This window comes from Streptomyces sp. NPDC006463 (assembly GCF_042870715.1).
Taxonomy (GTDB): domain Bacteria; phylum Actinomycetota; class Actinomycetes; order Streptomycetales; family Streptomycetaceae; genus Streptomyces.
Genome location: NZ_JBIAHP010000031.1, coordinates 39,288 through 54,536, shown reverse-complemented (window position 1 = coordinate 54,536; position 15,249 = coordinate 39,288). Strand labels below are relative to the sequence as shown.

Below are 15,249 nucleotides of genomic sequence, written 5' to 3'. Positions count from 1 at the left end.
CGGTTCCACAACCACCCTCTCAAGGCGAGCGAAGGAGGAAGGGGACACCGTGGAGCCGGCCCACGCAGCCGCTTTCGCGGGCCGGTCGGCCTGACTCTCCGTGATCGGCCCCCCTCCGATCGTGTCGGAGCATAACAACGGTGATCACCCGTCCGCACGGGAGTTCCCGGCGCGGCCGACGGCCCTGACCCGAGACCGACCCGCTCCCGACGGCGAGGGCTCGCAATCGTCCGGCGCCGTGGCGGCAGTACCGCGACGGCGTGGGCGTCAGCTCACACTCATGCCGCGCTCCGGCCAGTGGCCACGTTCTGCGTGCAACGCGTTGATCTTCCTCGATGCCTTCAGGAAGGCGTAGTCCACCAGGTCATCGTCGGCGACTGAGGTGCGAGGAGCCTTTTTCATGGTCAGTCGCCGCGAGAAACTGTCGGGATCATCCCCGAAGTCGTAACGAACCACTTCCGAATCTTCGAAGACCTTCCGGAAATAGACGAGCCCGGCCACTACCGTTCACCTTCAAAGTTTTCGCGCGCGTTCAGCTGGCTGTGACGACCTCTCAGGGACCGTGCGCCTTCGCGGTTTCCCTGACGATCATGGTGCCAGTCAGGCGTACGCAGTCCCCTGGCAGGGTCCAGCCCGCGTACTGACCTGCGGTATGAGTGGCGCCGCGACGGCCGCTGACGCTCCGCCAGGACCGTTCAGGTGCACCAGGGCGTGCCAATTCGTGGGCCGGCGTTCAAGGGTCGGCCTGGAGCAGTACCGTCGTCCAGACGTACGGGCCGACGGACCGGACCTGGCCCCGGACGGTGTATCCGTCGGGGAGGAGCCCTGCGGCGGGCGTCAGGCAGAGCCCGTTGCCGTTGCCGTTGCCGTTCTCGTGGCCGGGAGCCGGGAGGACCTCCAGGTCGTGGAAGACCGGCTCGCGGGGGAGGTCCAGGGCGGTGGCCGCCTTGTAGAAGGCCTCCTTCGCCGAGAACATCACCGTGAGGAGCCGTCCGCCCTGGTCGCCCCCGGCCACCAGGGCGCGCTCCGGTGGTGTGCAGACGAGGCCGGCGGTCTCCGGCGAGAGTCGGCCGACGCGTTCGACGTCCACACCCACGGCGGCCACGTCCGTCCGGGTGGTGGCCAGACAGGTGGCGACCGCCCCCCGGCAGTGGCTGATGGAACCCCGTACCCCCGTCGGGAAGCGGGGGCGCCGGGCCTCGCGCAGGACCGGTCCCGACCGGCCCAGCAGCCGCAGGGCGTCGGCGGCCGCGGCGCGTCCCGCGGCGAAGTCACGGCGGCGGGCCGGTGAGTCTCCCCGCATCAGGGCCCGCTCCGCCGGATGCATGCCGTCCCCATCCCCGTACCCGTACGTGTCCCCGTCCGCCATGCGCAGGACGGCGATCACGTCCCGCGCGGGGCGCACGGCAAGGACGGGCGTCCCTGTGCCCCTCAAGGAGGGGCCGCCCGTGCCTCCAAGGTGACAGATTCCGCCCATCCGGCAGTCCTCCCCCTCGCTTTTATCCGGCTTTCATGGCGGCGCCCCACCATCAGCACTCCAGGCAGAGCGAGGAGGAGGTCCATGTCCAGAGCGTCCACGAAGCCGTCACGCAGGCACGCTCCACGACGGAACGTCGGCGGGTTCGAGACCCAGCTCGTCCCGGAGCATGGTCCTGAGAGCCTGGAAGGCGCTCAGCGCCTCACCGCGTCGGCCCGACTCCCGCAGGGACTCGATCAACGAGTGGTGGAACCACTCGTTGAAGGGGTGCGCGGCGACCAGGTCGCGCAGTTCGGGTACGAGGTGGGTGTGGCGGCCGCGGCGCATCTCCGCCTCGACGCGCACCTGGTGGGCCCGTACGCGCAGCTCCTCCAGGTACTGGACGTGACCGGTGAGGACCCGCCCCGGGCGCACCGTGGACAGGGCGCGGCCCTGCCACAGCGCCAGCCCCTCGCGGCAGGCGGCTACGGCCTCGTCAGGCCGGTCCCGGGCGAGCAGCCGCTCGCTGTCCCGGAACAGCCGCGTGAACCGTGTGGCATCCAACTGCTCGGGGTCGATGTCCAGGAGATAGCCGGACGCACGGGTGTGCAACAGCCGTTGGGCCGGGAACTCCAGGACCTCGTCGAGCTGGCGGCGCAGATGGTAGACGTGCGTGCGCAGGGTGCTGAGCGCCCAGCGCGGGGGCCGCTCGTCCCACAGCTCGTCGATGAAGGTGTCGACCTCCACCACCTGGCCCGCCCGCAGCAGGAGCAGGGCCATGACCTTGTTCACCATCGGGCCGCGCAGGGTGTGTGGGGTGGTGCCCGTGGAGACGCCAAGAGCTCCGAGCACCGAGAAACAGATCTGGCCGGCCACTGCTGCCAGCACCTCCGTCAGTCCGTCGGCGACACCGTGCGCATCGCCGTTCAACGGCTGGAATACAAGCACGCACGCGGGCCGTGTCCGGCGGCTCTGCCCCGCAAGAAGCGCATGGCTGCGCCTAAAGAGACATCCGCACAGAAGGTGGAATCATGACCGAATCGTCGCAGGTGCTCGTCGTCGGAGCGGGCCCGGTCGGGCTCGTCACGGGGATCGAACTCCTCAGGCGCGGCGTGCCGGTGCGCGTCGTCGACCGCTCCGAGCGTCCCAACCCCCATTCCAAGGCGATCGCTCTGTGGCCACGGGGTATCGAGGCCCTCGCCCGGTTCGGTGCCGCGGACGAACTGCACCGGCGCGGCGTGGTGTTGCGCGCACAGAACTACCACTCGCAGGGGGAGCGTGTCGCCCGTCTGGCGTTCGGCGGAATGCGCCGCACGCGCTACCCGTACGCCCTGTCGATTCCGCAGCAGGAGACGGAGGCGGTCCTGCGGGACACCTTCCGAGGGCTGGGAGGGACGATCGAGTTCGGGACGTCCCTGACCTCCTTCACCCAGGACGGCGCCGGGGTGAGCGCCGAGCTGGAGACGGCGCGGGGCCGGGTGACGGAACGCGTCGGCTGGGTCGTCGGCTGCGACGGCGCGCACAGCAGGGTCCGCGAGGTGCTGGGAGTGCCCTTCCGGGGCAGTTCGTATCCGCAGCAGTTCCTGCTCACGGACGGCCCGGTCCGTACCTCGCTGGCCCATGACGAGGTCCACTACTTCATGTCGGCCGCCGGAGTGCTGGTCGTGGTGGGGCTGCCGGGCGGCATGTACCGGACGTTCGTGAGCGCGGCGCCCGACCTGGCGGTGGACGACCCCCGGGATGCCGTGCAGCGCGCGGCCTCGGAACGGTGCCCGGTGCCGATCGAGCTGATCGGCGAGCAGCGCACGGGGGTGTTCCGGGTGCACCGCAAGATGGCCGACCGGCTGCGGGTCGGCCGGGTGCTGCTGGCGGGCGACGCCGCGCACATCCACAGCCCGGCGGGCGGCCAAGGACTGAACACCGGTATCGAGGACGCGGCTTCGCTGGCCTGGCGCCTCGCCGGGGTGCGCGAGGGCCGGTGGGGCGACGAGGCGCTGTCGCAGTGGGAGGAGGAGCGGCTCAGGGTCGCGCGGGCCGTGGTCGGCGACACCGACCTCCAGACGCGCATGTGGACGATGAGCGGCTGGCGTGCGCGGGCCCGGGACGCGGCGCTGGGGGCCGCGGGACGCAGCGGTGTCCTGAACCGCGTCGTCGTGCCGCGCCAGGCGCAGTTGTCATTCGCGCATCCGGGACCGCGCCAGAGGGCCGGCCACCTGCGGACCGGAATGCGACTGCCGGACGTACCGCTCGACGCGGAGCGTGGGCGCTGGCTGCGGGACGAACTGGGCGCCGCGGCACCGCTGTTGCTGCTCTTCCCCGGAACGGGAAGCCACCGCAGGGACGTCGAGGATCTGGCCGATATCTTTCGGAAGGCGCACGAGAACATTCGCGTCACAGTGATTTCCGATACGAACAATATCGGCCACTCGTTGCTCCGGCTGAGCCGCCCGTGTGCCGTTCTCGTACGGCCCGACGGGACGGTCGCTGCGCTGAGCGACCCGTTTCGTGACGAACTCCACTCGGCAGTGCGGGATTTGGCCGGGCGAACTGCCCCGGCTCGGTAGTTAGGATGACACGGTGCTTCTTTCAGAATTTTCGCAATTGCCGATCCCTGCTGTTCTGTTCGCCGACGGAGTATTCGCCCATCCCGAGGGAAAGACCGTCCAGGGGGTGATCCGGCACGGTACGGTGCTCCGCCCCGTCGCGGTCGTCGACCGCTCCCACCCCCACCCGACCTCGGCATCTGTGGTGCCGGGAACCGACATCCCGGTCGTCGGGTCCGTCGCCGAGGCCTTGAAATACGGCCCCGAGGCGCTGGTGGTGGCGCTGACCGAGTCAGATTTCGGTGAGTCGCTGGACGGCAAGTTCCTGCACACGCCGAGAGATCCGGGCGACCTGCCGGATCTCTGGTGGGACGAGATACGCACCGCCGTTCGCAGTGGCCTTCACGTCATTTCCTGTCTCCATGTTCAGCTGCTCGGCACGGAACTCGCCGGGATGCTCTCGGAAGGGCAGCGCATTGTCGATGTGAGACGTCCGCACGACGTGTTGCCCAAGTATTCCGGACGGGTTCACAGGAGGCGCGCCAAACTTATTCATGTCGCCGGAAGTGACTGTGTCGTCGGAAAGCGGACCACCGCCCTCCAGATACATCGGGAAGCTCTTTCCCGCAAGATCGACTCTGGCTACGTGGGAACCGGTCAGACCTGTCTGCTCGCCGGATGCACCGAAGGCGCGATCATCGACCGGACACCGGTGTTCCAGGCGGCGGGCCTGGTCGAGCATCTGGTCCAGCAGGCCGACGCCCGCCACGACCTACTGATCATCAAGGGTCAGGCGTCCGTCATGCACCCGGCGTTCGGCGGCCTGGCCAGTGCGATCCTTCAGGGTTCGCAGCCCGACGCGGTCGTCTTCGCGCACGACGCCGAGCGCGTCTCGCGCTATCACTGGGACCATCTGCCCCTCGCTGACCTGGAGACGGAGATCCGCATGGTCGAAGTCCTCGGCGGCGCCCCCGTCGTGGCCATCGCCACCCGCGGCCGGGACAACGTACGCCGGCTCCGCCATCTGGGACTCCCGGTCGCCGACGTCCTCGACGGTGACGGTGCGGCGGTCCTACTGGACGCGGCCGAGGCCGTGTGGTCGCCGGCGCAGGACGCCAACCGGGCGGGGGCCGGTCTGGCCGGGGCCGTGCGGTGAGCGTGGAGGTGGTGCTGCGCGCGGTGGCTGCCTTCGCCGAATGCCCGACCTGGGACACGGCCGACGGAACGCTGCTGTGGGTCGACATGAACCGCAGCGAGGTGCACCGGCTGTGCCCCGCGGACGGCACCGACACGGTCCTGCGCTTCGAACAGCCCGTCGCCGCCGCCAAGCCGCGGGCCGGCGGCGGCCTGGTGCTCAGCATGCGCGACGGTGTGGCGGTGCGCGAGCCCGACGGGTCGCTGCGCTCGCTCGCCGACTGGTCGGCAGAAGGAGTACGGGGCAACGACGCGGGCGTCGACGGGCGGGGCCGACTCTGGGTCGGCACCATGGCCGGCCCGTCCGCCCCGGGCTGGCTGGGCTGCGTCTCCGCCCAGGGCGTGACGCACCGCGCGCTCTCAGGTGCCCGCCTGAGCAACGGCATCGCCTGGAGCCCGGACGGCCGCCGGATGTACTTCGTCGACACCCCCACGGGCCGTATCGACGTGCTCGACTACGACCTGTCCACGGGGGAGGCCTCCAGCCCTCGTCCGTTCGCCGAAATGACCGGCACGGCCGGCGTGCCCGACGGTCTGTGCGTCGACACCGACGGCGGCGTGTGGGTGGCCCTCTTCCGCGGCGGCGCGGTCCGCCGCTACACGCCCCGGGGCACGCTCGACCGGGAGATCCGTTTCCCCGCCGCGCTCACCACGGCGTGCGGCTTCGGCGGGACGGAGCTGACCGACCTCTACGTCACCACGGCGCGGCGTGCGCCCGAACACGACGAACCGCTCGCGGGCAGCGTCTTCGTCGTGCCCGGTGCGGGCCAGGGTCTCGTTCCCACGGCGTTCGCCGGCTGAGGACGCTCACGGCGCGGTCGCGCGGTCGGGCTCCGGCCGCGCGACCGGAGCGAGGGCGAAGGCCTGGGAGACCTGGACCAGCCACCGTACGTCGGCGGAGTAGTCCAGGTCGTCCGGGCTCATCACCGACACGGGGTCGGCGTCGTCCACCCGCCCGTCCTGCCCGTCCCGCCCGTCCCGCCCGTCCTGCCCGGGCCGCGCGGCCAGGGCGGCCGCGATGCGCGCCGCCTCCCACCGCGCCCGCTCCTCCTCGCTCCCGTCCGGCCCCGGGGCGGGGGCGAGTCCGGGGGAGACCTGTCCGCCCAGGGCCAGGCAACCGTCCCTGATCTCGATCACCCGCCGGTGCAGACGGAAACGCAGGTCCCACAGGGCGAAGAGATCGCTGCGGGGAGCGGGCTGCAGGGACGTCTCGGGGTGGGCCCGGTACAGGGCGTACCAGAGCGGGCGCAGTCGCCGGAAGCGGCGGAAGTCGGCCCACCAGGCTTGTACCGCCTGCACCCGCGAGCCCCACAACGGCGCCGTCCATCCGACGGTGTTCAGGGTCAGCCCCACCGTCAGACAGGTCCGCGTGACGTCCGCCCAGGCGGACGGGTCCCATCCGCGGTGCACGAGGAACACGTCGGCGAACCGCCCCAGGGAGTAGACGAGGTCGAGGCACGCACCGACCGCCGCGGTCCGCAGTCCACGCCTTACCCAGACGTCCTCGGTCAGCCGGGCGTAGAACCAGCACGCCTTCGCCACCACGGCCTTCCCGAGGGCGAAGGCCGTGAGGTAGACGACCTGGTAGGCCACGAAGTACGGCTGTTCCCGCGGGTGTACGAAACTGTTCCGGGGAGGTCCGTGCAGTACGGCCAGCTCGAAGAGGACGGCCATCGCCAACGGCACACAGGCCATCAGGGCCAGCCGGCGGCGCGCGCGGACGCGGGCCTCCTCCCGAGGGTGCAGCCAGTGGATGAGCAGCACCTGCTGGCAGGCGATCGCCGCGATGATCCACATCTGGACGGAGACGTTGTACCAGGTGACCGTTCCGAAGAGCTTTCCGGTCAGGTGGCTGGGGGTGGACATGGCGAGGTACATGCCCTGGCAGCCGAAGGACGCGCACAGGGCGACGAGCGCCGGCTGCGGTCCGCGCCGCAGGACCGGCGGGAGGGTGCGGGCGAACGCCAGCCAGCAGACCAGCGCGCCCAGCGGGTAGCGGACACTGTTCATGTCCGGTCCCGGCGGCGCCAGTCGAGCGAGCCCTGGATGCGGCCGAGCACCCCGTCCGTCTCGGCGGTGGCCGCGCCCCGCTGCGAGCGCAGGCCTTCACCGAGGAGGAACGCCATCACCTCCGCCTCCCGCTCCTGGGTGTCGGAGTAGTTGTCCCGGCACAGCAGGTCCTGCACCAGCGACGGGTCGAGGTCGGGGAAGAGCGTGGCGACGGCCGGCGAGTCGGCGGTCCCGCTGCGGTGGCCGCACAGCATGTGCGCCAGCTCGTGGGCGATGATGTGCTCCTGGTGGTGCCGGCTGGTGTGCTGCTCGTAGACGACGTAGTCGGCGTCCGAGAAGGCCAGCCACAGTCCGCACGGACCGGACGCGTCCAGGGGCATGGGCAGCAGATGGATGGGCCGGCCCCGGGAGTCGCTGAGGTGGTCGCACAGGGTCATGAGGTCGTAGGACTCGGGCAGTCCGAAGGAGGCCAGCCGCTGCCGGCTCTCCCGGCGCAGCGTCTGGAGGTCGGACCGGTGCCGGTGCCGCTGTAGGAATCGCATCAGCGGTCTATTCCCCGGTACCCGCCGTGCCGTCGGTGTCTCTGCCCTCCGGGTCGCCGCCGGCCGTCCCGTCGCCGCGGCCCGCCTGCCCGCGGGAGGATGCCGCCGAGTGCAGCAGACTGACCTCGCGGATGATGCGCGCCAGATGCTTGCGGCCGGAGTCGTCCATGCTCATGGCCCGCAGGGCGATGTCACGGACCTCGGCGTTGCCCATCGCCGAGGCGATGGCGAGCTGCGCGTCGACCCGCTCGGCGGTGTCGTCGTCGAAGAAGTACGCGGCGGGCACACGGAAGAACGCCGCCAGCGCCTCCAGATGCCGCTTGGTGGGGTTGTCGCGCTGTCCGGTGCGCAGCTGCCAGACGTACGTCTTTGAGAACGTGCCGCCGCTCAGCTGGCTGCAGCCGCGCGCGACCTCCTCGTAGGTGTACTCCCGGCCGTTGGTGCGGATGGTCCTGAAGAGTTTGTCGACCTTGTCGGCCAAGGGGGGCATCAACACTCCTTCTGTCCGCCAGCGTGAACCAGCAGGGTGATGGCGACCAATCGTAGTTGACAGCCCGAAGACCCGCACCTACGGTCGGATCGTTAGCTGAGATGAACAAGCGGGTGGATGTCGGCAGCCGTCAGCAGTCGGCCGGTCGGTACCGGGGCCCGATTCGGGGAGGCTTGGGTGGGAAACATCTCTGCGCCGGAACACGGCGACGCGCACCGTGCGGCGGACTGCGCGGATCCCGCCCCGGACCGGCCCGGCCCCCGCCTGAGGAGGGCCGCCGCCGACGTGCTGGCCCGCTACGCGGACGCCCTGACGGCCGAGGGCCATCCGCTGGTGGAGCTCCCGGAACTGTGGCGGGACACCCGAGCCCGGGCCGAACTGGTCCTCGCGGAGTGCGCCCGCGCCCTCGACGCGACCGCCCGGCCCCTGACACCCGGACACCTGGACCGCGTACCGCCCATGGAGGCGTCCTTCCGTGAGCTCGGCGCCCGATGGGCCGCCGCGGACCTCGGGCTCGCCGACTGCCTGTCCGCCATGGACCTGCTCACGGACGCACTCGTCGCGACGGTGGAGGCGGCGGGCCGCAAGCCCGGCGTCGAACACGCGGCGGACATCGTGCGGCGGGTGTCCGCCCGCCACACCCGGGCCGCGGCCCACGGCTACGAGACCCAGCTGCGGACGCCCCGACCGGCCCCGGGCGACGACTGCTGCGGCCGCCTGGCCCGCGACGTCCACGACCACCTGGGCGGCAGTCTCGCCCTGGCCTTCCGCCACCTGGAGCTCCACCAGCTCAAGACCCGGACCGCAGGCGCGGACGACCCGGGAACGCAGCGGCACCTCGCGGCGGTCCACGACGCGCTGCAGGAGGCCACCGACCTGACGCGCGGCCTGGTGAGCGGACTGCGCGAAACCCGCAGCACCGCACAGGACGGCCTCGGGGAATCGCTGCGCCGCCACGCGGACCGGCTCAACCTGGCCGGACTTCCCGTACGGCTGACGGTGGAGGGTGACGAGTCGCGGGTGCCGCTCGCGCACCGCCGGGAGATCGTCCTCGTCGTCGGGGAATTCCTGCGCAACTCCTTCGCCCACGCCGATCCGCAGGCCGTCACGATCGGTGTACGGATCTCACACCACCGCGTCGAGGTCCAGGCCAGCGACGACGGGCGGGGCTTTCGCCACGACTCCCTGCGCGAACACGGAGGCGGGCTGACGGCCATGCGCGAGCGGGTGACACAGATGGGCGGGCACTGCCTGCTGCTCAGCGCTCCGCAAAAGGGCACCCGGCTGCTGCTGTGGGTGCCGCTGACCAGCGGCCACGGGCCGCATCCGGGGGAGACATGGAACTCATTCGCATCCTGATAGCCGACGACCACACCCTGCTGCGTGACGCGCTGGCGGAACTCCTCGACGCGGAGGAGGACTTCGACGTGGTGGCCGTGGCCGGCAACGCCGCCGAGACCGTGCGCCTGGCCGCCGAACTCCGACCCCACGTACTCCTCCTGGACATCGAAATGCCCGGCAACCAGGACCCGGCCGCCACCGTCAGGCACCTGCGCCAGGCCGCGCCGGAGACCCAGGTGATGGTGCTGACCATGCACGACGACCCCGGGCTGGTCCAGGCGCTGCTGCCGCTCGGCATCCGGGGGTTCCTGCACAAGACCGTGAGCCACCAGTCCCTGGCCGGAACGGTGCGCGACGTGTGCGCCGGCGGCAGCCGGGTCACCATCTCGCTCTCCGCCCGCAGTCTGGCCGCTCCCGCACCCGCTGACATCGCGCCGCTCTCGGTCCGCGAGACGCAGGTCATGGAGCTCGCCGCCAGCGGACTGAGCAACTACCGCATCGCACGCCGACTCGACATCGCCGAGGGGACCGTGAAACGCCATATGCGAAACATCTTCGACAAGCTGGACGCGGGGTCCCGGGTGGAGGCGGCCAACAAGGCGGTGCAGCGCGGTCTGATCGCTCCTCCGGTGACCGCCCCTCGCGGACTACGGGACACCCGCAGCCTGCCGGACGTCGTACTCCGGGGCCCGCACAGCCTGCCGGACGCCGTCCTGCGGTAGATCCGGGCCGGGCGCCGGCAGCCGGCACCGGGCCCCGGCACGCGCTCCGGGGCCCGGCCCGGCAGTACGCCCGCGCCGCGGGCCCTGCGAACGACGCCGTGACGCGCGACGGCACGTACCCCTCCGCGGCCGCCCGAGACGGCCGCGGAGAGGCACACATGAGGGCCACGGACGGCTCAGATGCCCATGCCGATGCCGCCGCCCACGGGCAGGACCGCGCCGGTCACGTACCCGGCCTGCTCCGAGGCGAGGAAGCGGACCGCAGCGGCGACCTCCTCGGCCGTACCGGGCCGGCCGAGCGGAGTCATCCCCATGACCTGCTTCATGCGCCGCTCGGTCAGCCCGCTCGTCATGTCCGTGTCGATGATCCCCGGCGCAACCAGGTTCACGGTGATGCCACGGGAGCCCAGTTCCCAGGCGAGCGAGCGGGCGAAGCCCAGCAGTGCGGTCTTCGCCGCGGCGTAGTTGGTCTGCCCCGGGGAGCCCAGGAAGCCCAGCGCGGACGACACGAGCACGATCCGCCCCCGGCGGGCGGCGAGCATGCCGCTCGCCGCGGCCCGCACGGTACGGAAGACGCCCTTCAGATTTGTCTCCAGCACTTCGTCGAACGTGGCGTCGTCCATCCGCAGCAGCAGAGTGTCCCGGGTGATACCCGCATTGGCGACCAGAACCTCAACGGGCCCCTGTTCCTCCGCGACGGCGGCGAAGGCGGCCCTGACCGAGGCGTCGTCCGTCACGTCGCAGTGCACCCCCAGAAATCCGTCCGGGGGCGTCCCGGTCCGGTGGCCGACCGCCACCCGGTCGCCGTCGGCGGCCAGGGCCCGCGCCACGGCCAGACCGATCCCCCTGTTGCCGCCGGTGACGAAGACGGAACGTGACATGTGTTTCTCTCCTTCTGGGACACCGGGCGCTCGCCCGGCCTCGTGAACGGCGCGAAGGTCATCGCGCCGGGGACTCCACCAGCAGGCACGACCAGGTGAAGCCGGCCCCCGCGCTGAAGACGAGGGCGCTGGACCCGGGCGCGGGCAGGCCCCGCGCCACCAGGTCGGCGAGTCCCGCGACCGCGTCGCCCGCGCCCAGATGCCCGGTCTCCCGGCCGAGGTCGAGCAGTTGCGCCCGTCCCACCTGCTCCGCCAGGACCGGGATCCACGACTCGGCCAGCGTCTTGGCACCGAACCGGGGCAGCACGACATGGGTCAGCCGCGGGTCGCGTCCGTCCATGCCACCGTCGGCCAGCGCCTGCGCGACGACCGTGCGGATGGCCCGGCGGTTGGAGGAGGTGAACGGCAGCGTTCCGTGAGTGCGCAGGTAAGCCCGCTTGGTGGCGCGCATGTCGACCTGGTCGCGATGTCCGCGGGCGACCGGCGAGAAGGGATCCGTGCCGCGGTGCATCTCCTCCAGCAGGGGGTCCGCGACCGTCGCGACCGACCGCAGCAGCAACACGTCGCCGTCCGCGGCAGGCCGGCGGAGCAGCACGGCCGTACCCGCGTCGCCGTACGCCACTCCGTAGTCGCCCGCCCAGCGGTCGAAGCCGGGCGCGGCGAAGCGGTCTCCCGTCGTCACCAGGCCCAGCCGCGACCGCGCCGAGGGGGCCGGGTCCGACGAGGCGAGCCACGCCATCACCAGCCCCATGGCGGCGGCGCCGCCGTTGCAGACCTGCTGGATGCCGACCGGCAGGGCCCGCAGGGCGTCGAGACTGCGGGCGACGTAGTGGGCGGGCGACCACAGGTCGTGCCCCTGGTAGTACATCCACGCATGCGCCAGCACATCCAGCCTGTCCGCTTCCAGGCCCGCCGCGTCCAGCACCCCGCGGGCCGCGAGGACCGCGGCGTCGGGCGGGGCGACCTCCTCCGCGTCCGGGACGCTCTCATGGCCCAGGGCCGCCGCGTCGCGCTTGCGCAACCGTCCCGCGGCGACCGCGTCCGAGGCGCGGGACCGCCCCTCGGGCAGCCACATCCCGGCCGTCACTATGCCCACCGGCTCGGTCGGTCTCATCCCCCGCACCACCTGTCCGCACATCGGATCGTCTTCATCGCCGGGATGCTCGGGCGCCCCGATGAAAGTGCGGGCAAAAGCCGGCCGGAAACCCCCGCATCCGGTGCCGACCACCCCCATGGGTAGACGGCACGGACCCCGCCGGAGGCAACACCCATGTCACTTTCGGAGTGCTTGCCGCTGCCTCCGGACCTGGGATTGGCTGGTTCAGGCCGAACGGGGGATGCGTAGACGTCCGGTTCCGGCCTCCCACAACCAGTGAATCGAAGGGCAATCAAATGAGTGACATCGCGATATCCGAGGACCGGCGCGCGCAGGTGCGGGCCATCGTCGCGGACGTCCTCGAAGTGGACGTGGACGCCCTGACCGACGAGAGCAGCTTCGCCGACGACTTCGACGCGGACTCGCTGCTGATCATCGAGATCTTCTCGCGCTTCGAGCGCGACCTCGGCATCCGGATTCCGCAGGAGGACCTCACCGAGCTCGACGAACTGCCGAGCGCCTACCTCCTGGTCGAGAAGCACAGCACCCCGGAGGCGCTGGGTGTCTGACGAGGCCTCCGCCACCGGGCGCCGGGTCGTCGTCACCGGGCTCGGCGCAGTGAGCAGCCTCGGGCTCGGTGCCCGCGCGCTCACTGCGGCGATCCGGGCCGGGCGCAGCGGCATCGGCCCGATCGGACAGTTCGACGGCACGGGCTTCGACCGCACCCTCGCGGGTGAAGTGCGCGGCTTCCACGCGGAGATGCACCTGCGGGGAACCGATCCCGCGCAGTGGGGGCGCAGCGGCCGCTTCGCCGCCGCAGCAGCACGGATGGCGGTCACCGACGCCGGAGTGAATCCGGCCGCGCTGTCCGCGGGAACCACCGCGAGCTGCTTCGGAACGACCAACGGTGAGTCACAGGTGCTGGAAGAGCTGACCCGGCAGTGGGTCGACGACGGCCTCGGCGCGCTCGACCCGGCGCTCGCCGGTCAGGCCGACGCCGGCCGGATCGCCGCCGCCGTCAGCGCCGAACTCGACCTGAGCGGCGAGTCCATCACCCTCGGCACCGCCTGCGCCGCCGGCAACTACGCCATCGGCTACGGCTTCGACCTGGTCCGGACGGGAGAGGCGGACGCCGCACTGTGCGGCGGATCCGACGCCTCCAACCGGGCCACCCACGCAGGCTTCCACCGCCTCGGGGCCCTCGCCGCCGACGTCCCCCGCCCCTTCGACGAACACCGCGACGGCATCGTCACCGCCGAGGGCAGTGCGGCGCTGCTCCTGGAACCCCTCGACACGGCACTGGCACGCGGGGCCCGGATCTACGCCGAGGTCCTCGGGTACGGCATGACCTGCGACGCCCGCCACATGACCAACCCGGACGCCGCGTCGATCGCCGAGTGCATCCGGCGCGCCCACCACCATGCCGGCATCAAGCCCGGCGACGTGGACTACATCTGCGCACACGGCACCGGCACCAAGGCGAACGACTCCACGGAGACGGCCGCCGTGCGCGAGGTGTTCACCGACGGCCCCCCGCCGATCAGCTCGATCAAGTCCATGCTCGGGCACACGATGGGGGCGGCGGCCGGCTTCGGGGCCCTGGTGTGCTGTGCCGCCCTGTCCGAAGGCTTCCTTCCGCCGAGCGCCACGCTCCGCCAGGTGGATCCGGCGCTGGGACCGGGACTCGACTGCGTCCAGGGGCGGGCCCGGGCGGCCCGGCCGCGCATCGTACAGAACCACGGCTTCGCCTTCGGCGGGAACAACGCCGTCACGATCTTCGGAGAGTTCACCGTATGAGCATCGTGGACCAGCAGTGTCCGGCCGTCACCTCGCGGACGGTGGTCCCCCTGGCACTGGACACCGCCGGCGTGGTCAGCAGCGCCGGCGTGGGACTGCAACCCCTCGCCGACGCCCTGCGGCTGGGCACGGCGGGCGGCGGACAGCCGCCCGCCGCCCGCGAGGCAGAGGACTACCCGCCCCTCACCCTGCGCCCGGCGGACTTCCCGGCCGCCGACCTCCTCGGCACCAAGGGACTGAACCGGCTGACGCGGGCCGAACAACTGGGCATGGCCGCGTGCACCCTGGCACTGGAACCGGTCTCCGACCGCTCCGGGACCGGCGTGGTCCTCGGCAGCGCCGTCGGCAGCAGCGGCGGTGTCGGCCGCTTCACCCGGGACACCTTCGTCCAGGAACGCCCCGACATGGTGAACCCCTCGGCCTTCCCGGGCACCCTGATGAACGCGACGGCAGGCCGCACGGCCATCCGCCACGGGCTCACGGACGCGAACGCCACCGTCTCCGGCGGACCACTGGCCTCACTGCACGCCCTGCGATTCGCCCGGAACACCCTGGTGGCCGGCCACGCACACCGGCTGCTGACCGGCGGCGTGGAGGAACTGTCGCCCCAGAGCGCCTGGGCCTGGCACAGGGCAGGATCGCTCGCACCGGGCACCGCACTCGGCGAAGGCGCCGCGGTGTTCGCCCTGCGGACGGTCCCGGACGGCGCCACCGGCGAGAGCCCCCTCGCCCTCGTCATGGCCGTCGAGACCGGGTTCGCCGCAGGCGGGCCCCTCGCCGTCGCCCGCCGCCTCACCACCTGCGTACGGCACGCCCTCGCCCGCAGCGGTGTCGGCGCCGCCGACGTCGCCGTGGTCGCACCCGGTGCGGCCGGCCGGCGAGGCTGGGCGGGCGTGGAGGAACGCGCCCTGCGCGAGGCGCTCGACGGCCCCGACGGCAGCCCGGACGGCCGGCATCTGCTCCGCGTGCAGGAGGTGCTCGGCGAGACCCACGGAGCGGGCGTCGCCCTCCAGGTCGCCGCCGTCGTCGCCCGCTGGCACGACCCCCACCTCGACACCCGCGGCGAGCGGGCCGCCCTCGTCACCTCCGTCGGCCCGGACGGCTCGGTCGGCTGCGCCGTCCTGCTGCACCCGGACCGGGGCGTCTGAGGCTCCCGCCCCCCGCCCCCACCGATCCA

Annotated in this window: 16 protein-coding genes; 8 read left to right on the top strand and 8 right to left on the bottom strand. The window is 72.0% G+C overall.

Translation table 11 applies throughout. The features are described 5' to 3' along the window. Window positions 1-267 precede the first annotated feature (267 nt). The 3 genes from ACFYOB_RS36660 to ACFYOB_RS36650 all read right to left on the bottom strand — a co-directional run bounded on the left by ACFYOB_RS36660 (window position 268) and on the right by ACFYOB_RS36650 (window position 2,386). Window positions 268-501 carry a hypothetical protein gene (locus ACFYOB_RS36660; protein ID WP_388568012.1) on the bottom strand — a complete coding sequence of 78 codons (234 nt, stop codon included), beginning with the start codon at window positions 499-501 and terminating at the stop codon, window positions 268-270. Window positions 502-733: 232 nt separating this feature from the next. Beyond that, a complete protein-coding gene (locus ACFYOB_RS36655; protein WP_388568009.1) occupies window positions 734-1,405 on the bottom strand; it encodes a 4'-phosphopantetheinyl transferase superfamily protein in 672 nt (223 codons plus the stop codon). A 180-nt stretch (window positions 1,406-1,585) separates the two neighbouring features. Then, a complete protein-coding gene (locus ACFYOB_RS36650) occupies window positions 1,586-2,386 on the bottom strand; it encodes a BTAD domain-containing putative transcriptional regulator (RefSeq protein ID WP_388568006.1) in 801 nt (266 codons plus the stop codon). 101 nt (window positions 2,387-2,487) lie between these two features. Here ACFYOB_RS36650 and ACFYOB_RS36645 point away from each other — a divergent pair, with 101 nt between their 5' ends. Genes ACFYOB_RS36645 through ACFYOB_RS36635 form a run of 3 tightly spaced genes read left to right on the top strand, consistent with a single transcriptional unit; the run spans window position 2,488 to window position 5,994 of the window. Next, window positions 2,488-4,020 (top strand): FAD-dependent oxidoreductase, encoded by a 1,533-nt coding sequence (locus ACFYOB_RS36645; protein ID WP_388568003.1) that lies wholly within the window; start codon window positions 2,488-2,490, stop codon window positions 4,018-4,020. A gap of 13 nt (window positions 4,021-4,033) precedes the next feature. Then, the gene (locus ACFYOB_RS36640) at window positions 4,034-5,155 is read left to right on the top strand and encodes a DUF1611 domain-containing protein (protein WP_388568000.1); all 1,122 of its coding nucleotides are present in this window, start codon (window positions 4,034-4,036) and stop codon (window positions 5,153-5,155) included. After that, entirely contained in the window at window positions 5,152-5,994 is an 843-nt protein-coding gene (locus ACFYOB_RS36635; protein WP_388567998.1) for an SMP-30/gluconolactonase/LRE family protein, read from the top strand. Before ACFYOB_RS36640 ends, ACFYOB_RS36635 begins: the two co-directional genes overlap by 4 nt. 6 nt (window positions 5,995-6,000) lie before the next feature. Here the strand turns inward: ACFYOB_RS36635 and ACFYOB_RS36630 are convergent, their stop codons facing one another. The 3 genes from ACFYOB_RS36630 to ACFYOB_RS36620 are packed head-to-tail and all read right to left on the bottom strand — an operon-like array spanning window position 6,001 to window position 8,235. Further along, a complete protein-coding gene (locus ACFYOB_RS36630) occupies window positions 6,001-7,203 on the bottom strand; it encodes an MAB_1171c family putative transporter (RefSeq protein ID WP_388567995.1) in 1,203 nt (400 codons plus the stop codon). Further along, window positions 7,200-7,745, bottom strand: a complete 546-nt coding sequence (locus ACFYOB_RS36625) for a toxin (RefSeq protein ID WP_388567992.1) — start codon at window positions 7,743-7,745, stop codon at window positions 7,200-7,202. The genes ACFYOB_RS36630 and ACFYOB_RS36625 overlap by 4 nt, the downstream gene beginning before the upstream one ends. A 7-nt stretch (window positions 7,746-7,752) precedes the next feature. Then, window positions 7,753-8,235 (bottom strand): helix-turn-helix domain-containing protein, encoded by a 483-nt coding sequence (locus tag ACFYOB_RS36620; protein WP_388567990.1) that lies wholly within the window; start codon window positions 8,233-8,235, stop codon window positions 7,753-7,755. Between the two features lie 177 nt (window positions 8,236-8,412). Here ACFYOB_RS36620 and ACFYOB_RS36615 point away from each other — a divergent pair, with 177 nt between their 5' ends. Further along, the gene (locus ACFYOB_RS36615) at window positions 8,413-9,594 is read left to right on the top strand and encodes a sensor histidine kinase (protein WP_388567987.1); all 1,182 of its coding nucleotides are present in this window, start codon (window positions 8,413-8,415) and stop codon (window positions 9,592-9,594) included. Continuing rightward, the gene (locus tag ACFYOB_RS36610) at window positions 9,573-10,298 is read left to right on the top strand and encodes a response regulator (RefSeq protein ID WP_388567984.1); all 726 of its coding nucleotides are present in this window, start codon (window positions 9,573-9,575) and stop codon (window positions 10,296-10,298) included. The genes ACFYOB_RS36615 and ACFYOB_RS36610 overlap by 22 nt, the downstream gene beginning before the upstream one ends. A 176-nt stretch (window positions 10,299-10,474) precedes the next feature. Here the strand turns inward: ACFYOB_RS36610 and fabG are convergent, their stop codons facing one another. Then, window positions 10,475-11,179, bottom strand: coding sequence for a 3-oxoacyl-ACP reductase FabG (gene fabG, locus ACFYOB_RS36605; protein ID WP_388567982.1), 705 nt, complete (start codon window positions 11,177-11,179; stop codon window positions 10,475-10,477). Window positions 11,180-11,237: 58 nt separating this feature from the next. Next, entirely contained in the window at window positions 11,238-12,293 is a 1,056-nt protein-coding gene (locus tag ACFYOB_RS36600) for a ketoacyl-ACP synthase III family protein (protein ID WP_388567980.1), read from the bottom strand. A 278-nt stretch (window positions 12,294-12,571) separates the two neighbouring features. Between ACFYOB_RS36600 and ACFYOB_RS36595 the strand changes: the two genes are divergently transcribed. Genes ACFYOB_RS36595 through ACFYOB_RS36585 form a run of 3 tightly spaced genes read left to right on the top strand, consistent with a single transcriptional unit; the run spans window position 12,572 to window position 15,220 of the window. Next, window positions 12,572-12,844 carry a phosphopantetheine-binding protein gene (locus ACFYOB_RS36595; RefSeq protein WP_328923731.1) on the top strand — a complete coding sequence of 91 codons (273 nt, stop codon included), beginning with the start codon at window positions 12,572-12,574 and terminating at the stop codon, window positions 12,842-12,844. Continuing rightward, window positions 12,837-14,072: a beta-ketoacyl-[acyl-carrier-protein] synthase family protein gene (locus tag ACFYOB_RS36590; protein WP_388567977.1), complete on the top strand. Its 1,236-nt coding sequence runs from the start codon at window positions 12,837-12,839 to the stop codon at window positions 14,070-14,072. The genes ACFYOB_RS36595 and ACFYOB_RS36590 overlap by 8 nt, the downstream gene beginning before the upstream one ends. Next, the gene (locus ACFYOB_RS36585) at window positions 14,069-15,220 is read left to right on the top strand and encodes a beta-ketoacyl synthase N-terminal-like domain-containing protein (RefSeq protein WP_388567974.1); all 1,152 of its coding nucleotides are present in this window, start codon (window positions 14,069-14,071) and stop codon (window positions 15,218-15,220) included. The genes ACFYOB_RS36590 and ACFYOB_RS36585 overlap by 4 nt, the downstream gene beginning before the upstream one ends. Window positions 15,221-15,249: the final 29 nt, after the last annotated feature.

Excerpts from the sequence above, each read along its gene's own strand:
- ACFYOB_RS36645 (WP_388568003.1), top strand. The coding sequence starts at position 2,488 with ATGACCGAATCGTCGCAGGTGCTCGTCGTCGGAGCGGGCCCGGTCGGG.
- ACFYOB_RS36630 (WP_388567995.1), bottom strand. The coding sequence starts at position 7,203 with ATGAACAGTGTCCGCTACCCGCTGGGCGCGCTGGTCTGCTGGCTGGCG.
- ACFYOB_RS36625 (WP_388567992.1), bottom strand. The coding sequence starts at position 7,745 with ATGCGATTCCTACAGCGGCACCGGCACCGGTCCGACCTCCAGACGCTG.
- ACFYOB_RS36620 (WP_388567990.1), bottom strand. The coding sequence starts at position 8,235 with ATGCCCCCCTTGGCCGACAAGGTCGACAAACTCTTCAGGACCATCCGC.
- ACFYOB_RS36610 (WP_388567984.1), top strand. The coding sequence starts at position 9,573 with ATGGAACTCATTCGCATCCTGATAGCCGACGACCACACCCTGCTGCGT.
- fabG (WP_388567982.1), bottom strand. The coding sequence starts at position 11,179 with ATGTCACGTTCCGTCTTCGTCACCGGCGGCAACAGGGGGATCGGTCTG.
- ACFYOB_RS36600 (WP_388567980.1), bottom strand. The coding sequence starts at position 12,293 with ATGAGACCGACCGAGCCGGTGGGCATAGTGACGGCCGGGATGTGGCTG.
- ACFYOB_RS36595 (WP_328923731.1), top strand. The coding sequence starts at position 12,572 with ATGAGTGACATCGCGATATCCGAGGACCGGCGCGCGCAGGTGCGGGCC.
- ACFYOB_RS36585 (WP_388567974.1), top strand. The coding sequence starts at position 14,069 with ATGAGCATCGTGGACCAGCAGTGTCCGGCCGTCACCTCGCGGACGGTG.